The organism is Syntrophomonas sp. UBA5494 (assembly GCF_002426325.1).
On sequence record NZ_DIPG01000127.1, the window covers coordinates 5152 to 9515 of the forward strand.

At 43.6% G+C, this 4364-nt stretch carries 4 protein-coding genes; 3 read left to right on the plus strand and 1 reads right to left on the minus strand.

What is annotated here, in order from left to right; all coding sequences use genetic code 11:
- Window positions 1–139 precede the first annotated feature (139 nt).
- A complete protein-coding gene (locus B3W37_RS14290; RefSeq protein ID WP_483176197.1) occupies window positions 140–1120 on the minus strand; it encodes a sensor domain-containing diguanylate cyclase in 981 nt (326 codons plus the stop codon).
- A 174-nt stretch (window positions 1121–1294) separates the two neighbouring features.
- Here B3W37_RS14290 and B3W37_RS14295 point away from each other — a divergent pair, with 174 nt between their 5' ends.
- The 3 genes from B3W37_RS14295 (at window position 1295) to B3W37_RS14305 (ending at window position 4303) form a co-directional block, all read left to right on the plus strand.
- Window positions 1295–1942, plus strand: coding sequence for a response regulator transcription factor (locus B3W37_RS14295; protein ID WP_483176198.1), 648 nt, complete (start codon window positions 1295–1297; stop codon window positions 1940–1942).
- Between the two features lie 2 nt (window positions 1943–1944).
- Window positions 1945–3342 carry a sensor histidine kinase gene (locus B3W37_RS14300; RefSeq protein WP_483176199.1) on the plus strand — a complete coding sequence of 466 codons (1398 nt, stop codon included), beginning with the start codon at window positions 1945–1947 and terminating at the stop codon, window positions 3340–3342.
- 82 nt (window positions 3343–3424) lie between these two features.
- A complete protein-coding gene (locus B3W37_RS14305) occupies window positions 3425–4303 on the plus strand; it encodes a hypothetical protein (protein WP_483176200.1) in 879 nt (292 codons plus the stop codon).
- Window positions 4304–4364: the final 61 nt, after the last annotated feature.

Genomic DNA, 4364 nt, shown 5'->3' on the forward strand with positions numbered 1-4364 from the left:
TCGCTATTAAGGTTGCAAGAGAAGGGCATTAAGGGAAGACCTTGATTGAAGCGTACATGAGTACGTCGATTGAACGGTCTTTCCTTAATAACGCAGCTATTGGGTTTTTTTGACACTTACCCTGCCCTTATTTTCCGTGCTAACAGCATATCACATTGTTTTTTCCTTTTGATTTGGCTGTTAATAAGGCATTATCTATCCTTTTAATTATTTGATCGGCACTTTCACCAGATTTATATTCCCCCACACCCAGACTGATGGTTATTTTTTTGTCAATTCCAAAATCATAATTTTGAATTATATTTCTGATCTTTTCCGCCACGCTTTTGGCACTTTCCAAATTGGTAGCAGGCAGGATTATAATGAATTCATCTCCGCCCCAACGGAATAAACCGTCAGTATCTCTAATGTTCTCTATGATTAAACTGGAAATAGATTGTAAAGCACGATCCCCTACTTTATGTCCTAAACAGTCATTGATAGTTTTAAAGTTATCTATATCAAATAATATAAGGGAAATCGGAATAGTATGCTTTTCCTGCTTGATTATTAAATTAAGGTCATCATCAAATTTTCTTCTGTTATAGGCCCCGGTCACGGCATCCACTGTCGCCATTTCTTCCAGTCTGGCATTCACTAATCTCAGGTCCCTGACATATTGGTCTAACTGACCTTCATATTCTTTCTTTTCGGTAATATCCCGCGTTGTACCTATATAGCCTATAAATTTGCCTGCTTCGAACATAGGGTTGGCCGATACTTCAACCCATTTGATCGATCCGTTTTTGCAAATAAACTGAACATCCATCAATATAATTTCTTCAGCATATCCGTCCATCCGTTTCTTGCCAAACTTAACCGTCACATCGTGCACATATCTTCTGGAATCTTCTACTAAAAAATCGGGCATCCTGTGTCCTATCAATTCTTCAGGTTCGTAGCCCGTCATCTTCCTGGCGTTGGGACTTAAAAAGGTAAAAACAAAATCTGCATTCATTGCCCAAAGAACATCCTTGATGTTCTCCATAATATATTTGTACCGATCTAACAAATAGAACTGGCTGTTGTCCCTGTTCTCCGCTTTGCGTCTTATACGATATAATTTCGGCAATAATCGCACTTCCTATATGTAATTCTGCCCTTATTCTATTCTTTTCAGAGCAATGGTATATATTGTTATTATTCTCACAAAGTAGGCCAAATCCTTTTTTAGCCAACACATAATTTAAAACAGGCACGAGACCTTTTACAACTTTATAACAAGGGTGTGATATATTGAAGCAGAGGTGATAAGATGGCAAACATTATGATCGTTGAGGATGAAATCCCCATCAATGAGCTGATTAAACGCAATCTGAATTTGGTCGGACATACCTGTATTTCGGTTTTTGATGGGAAAGAGGCTCTGGTGTGCGCCCGGGAGCACTCATTTGATTTGATTCTGCTTGATGTGATGCTGCCGGAACTTGACGGTTTTGAGGTTCTTAAAAGAATAAATGACATTCCCACCATCTTTCTTACCGCCAAGAACAGTTTGCCCGACCGGGTAAAAGGCTTAACTATGGGTGCTGATGATTATATAACCAAACCCTTCGAAATGCTGGAGCTTCTGGCGCGCGTAGACACGGTGCTGCGACGGGCCAGAAAAGAAAGCCAAAGCTTCGAGCTGGATAATGTAATCATTAAATTTGACAGCCGGCAGGTATTGGCCGATGGCAAGACGATCGACTGCACACCCAGGGAATATGAACTGCTGGAGGTACTGGTGAAAAACAGGAACATTGCCCTGTCCCGGGAAAAACTTTTAGATCTGGCCTGGGGATTCGACTATGAAGGTGACACCAGAACGGTTGATGTACATATTCAAAAGCTGCGCAAAAAGCTGGGATGGGAAAACCGTATTGTAACCGTGTATAAACTGGGTTATCGCTTAGAGGTATAGACATGAAACTTAAAACCTACTTTCTAACCCTTCTGCTCTTCCTCCTGTTTTTCAACGGCAGCATTCTGCTGATCTCCTGCGTAAATCTGAACAGCAATCTCGGCAGCATCAGGGAACGCTGCCTGGGAGAGCAGCATTTTATTGCGACTGCTCTGGCCCAGGATTTAAATGCGGTCGAAAACAGGGGAACCGCGACCGATTCCGTAGTGGGAACGCTTTTTCAGCCGTATATGGATTATTACGGGAAACAACATGTATTTTTAAAGCTATCGAAAGAAGGACATCCGCTTTATTCCAATATGCCTCTAAATGAGAGCCTTTCTGATCAAGCGCCAATTCCCCAGGCGGATAAACGGGTTTTGTCGACGGTAAAATGGAAGGATAAAGAATATATCAGTGTGGTCGGAAGACTCCCCGCTCCCTATACTGCTTATGCCCTGACTTATCTTTACGATATTTCGGAAACAATGCATTCATGGAACCAGGTGACCCGCATTTTATATTCATCCGGAATCACCATTTCTCTGCTGCTGGCGGTCTGTTTGCTTTTACTGCTTAACCATATTTTTAGACCGCTCCGTCAAATCTCGCTCGCTTCTCAAAATATCGCCCAGGGAAAATATGATAACCGGATCGTGGTAACCGGCCGGGACGAACTGGCTGAAATGGCTAAAAGCTTTAACCATATGGCAGAGGAAATTCAAAACCACATATCGCAACTGGCCCGACAAGCCGAGCAGAAGCAATATTTTATCGATAATTTTGCCCATGAAATGCGTACTCCCCTAACGACAATTTACGGATATGCAGAATACATTCAGAAAATAGCTCTTACCGAAGAAGAAAAGCTCTCAGCCGCCGGTTATATCATGTCGGAAAGCCGCCGGCTGCAAAATATAGCCTATCGTCTGTTGGATCTGGCCACACTGCGCAACGGTGAAATCACATTTACCACGGTCAATATTCCGGAGCTTTTGCGCGGTACCGCACAAGATTTGCAGCAAAAGGCAGCAGAAAAACAAGTGAAGCTCAAATATGACTATGAGTATGAGAGCCTGACCGGCGACTTTGAATTACTAAAATCCTTACTGGTCAATTTGGCCGACAACGGAATAAAAGCATGCTGCAGCGGTGGAAGCGTCCAAATTAGTGCCATTTATGAGGCAGGCCAAAAGGTTATTACCGTAAAGGATAATGGCCAGGGCATGACCGAAGAACAACTATGCCATATTACCGAGGCGTTTTATCGGGTGGATAAAGCCCGCAGCCGTGCCGGGGGCGGTGCCGGTCTGGGACTATCCCTCGGTAAAGAAATTGCCGCCCGTCACGGTGCCGAATTATCATTTTCTTCTCAGCTTAATAAGGGAACTACTGCCAAAATATCTTTTACAACTCAATAACAAGTTGATTATAGCCTGGTAATTTCTCTGGTTTATCCTGAACATGTGATCACAACCAATAATCAGTAAAGGAGAATTCGGCATGAACATTAAAGGAGAGAACTTAACCCAACTGAAAAAGGCGGCTTGCGGAACTATTGCCGTAATTGGTATTTGTGCGCTGGTCTTCGGCGGCATCACCCAGGCAGCCAAAGCATCCTTGGTCAACCAAACCGAAACTATCCCCAACACCTATTCAGCGATAGGCAGCCCGGGCCGGCAGCATGAGATACCCGCAGGTTATGTGAAAGCGGCGTATCAGGTAAAGCTTTCCGAGCATAGCGGCAAACCTGGTGCCAAAGACATGTCCATGGAAGAAGCAGCCGAGTTGGGCGCCCAAAATCTGTGGAGATTTTTTGGAGTAAATCTGGACGAAAAAACCATCGAAATGACTTATACCGCCAACAGCTCTTTTAATCCTCGGGCGGAGTGGGAAGGCATTATTTTCATTGATAAAATACCTTCCTATAGTTTTTTGCTGGACGCCGTAACCGGTGAATATCGCAGCATACAGCAATCCAAATATTGGAGCGGAAACATTGACATTGGTATGGACCAGGCTCTCATGGAAAACCACGGGCAATATGCGGCCCTGGCTAAAGAAATGGCTGCCAAGTTCCATCTGGTAGCAGGCCAAATAGTAGCTGCGGAGTATTACGGCCAAGGCTATACCAGCTTTAAATCCGGCGTTAATCCTGATATAACCATGTCGGTAAAATCTGATACCGGGCAAGAGGCTCACCTCACATTTTCCAGGTATAATCAAGAATTGCTGGGGGTTGAATATGACCCTTGGGTAAAGGATGCCCAGGTTTACGAGGCTCAAATGGAAAAAGAGATGCAGCAAAGTACACGGCATAAAGCAGACCAGGTCCAGGATAAAGCAGGCATTCCATCCCTGATTGAGATTAAAGAAAAATGATAAAATAACTCTCTCGTTTATGTAAGAGTGTTGCATAATTTCCAAAACCCCATTTGTCATT

What these genes read in the sequence shown, in the direction of transcription:
- B3W37_RS14300 (WP_483176199.1), top strand. Translation starts at nt 1,945, where the DNA reads ATGAAACTTAAAACCTACTTTCTAACCCTTCTGCTCTTCCTCCTGTTT.
- B3W37_RS14305 (WP_483176200.1), top strand. Translation starts at nt 3,425, where the DNA reads ATGAACATTAAAGGAGAGAACTTAACCCAACTGAAAAAGGCGGCTTGC.
- B3W37_RS14295 (WP_483176198.1), top strand. Translation starts at nt 1,295, where the DNA reads ATGGCAAACATTATGATCGTTGAGGATGAAATCCCCATCAATGAGCTG.